We start from the raw sequence: 258 nt of genomic DNA, 5'->3' as shown, positions 1-258 counted from the left end.
AGCGCTCACACGCGATCGTGAAGCGCCAGCATGAGATCGTCACGTGTTGGCGGACCCTCTATCATCCCGACGAGCTGAGCTTTGCGCCCCTTCCAGACGATATGTGGGCGATCATCACCGCCTCACCTGACTATCGCGAGCTTATGGCCGGCGGCCCCCCGACGCTGTTGAACATCGCGGGTGAGGATGAGGCGGTAGAGTTGATGACCTACCGGGCAGAGGCGGACGGACAGGTATATATGCTGGCGCCGAAGCGGA

At 61.6% G+C, this 258-nt stretch carries 1 protein-coding gene; it reads left to right on the top strand.

Annotated features, from left to right (window positions below; all coding sequences use genetic code 11):
* The coding region (locus AC0KVN_RS27700) for a hypothetical protein (RefSeq protein ID WP_483656863.1) at positions 1-258 on the top strand (258 nt) is incomplete at both ends.

The sequence above is a fragment of the Sphingobium sp. SG1 genome (assembly GCF_057063145.1).
Note: the sequence above shows the minus strand (reverse complement) of the source record. Positions and strands in the feature narration are given on the sequence as shown.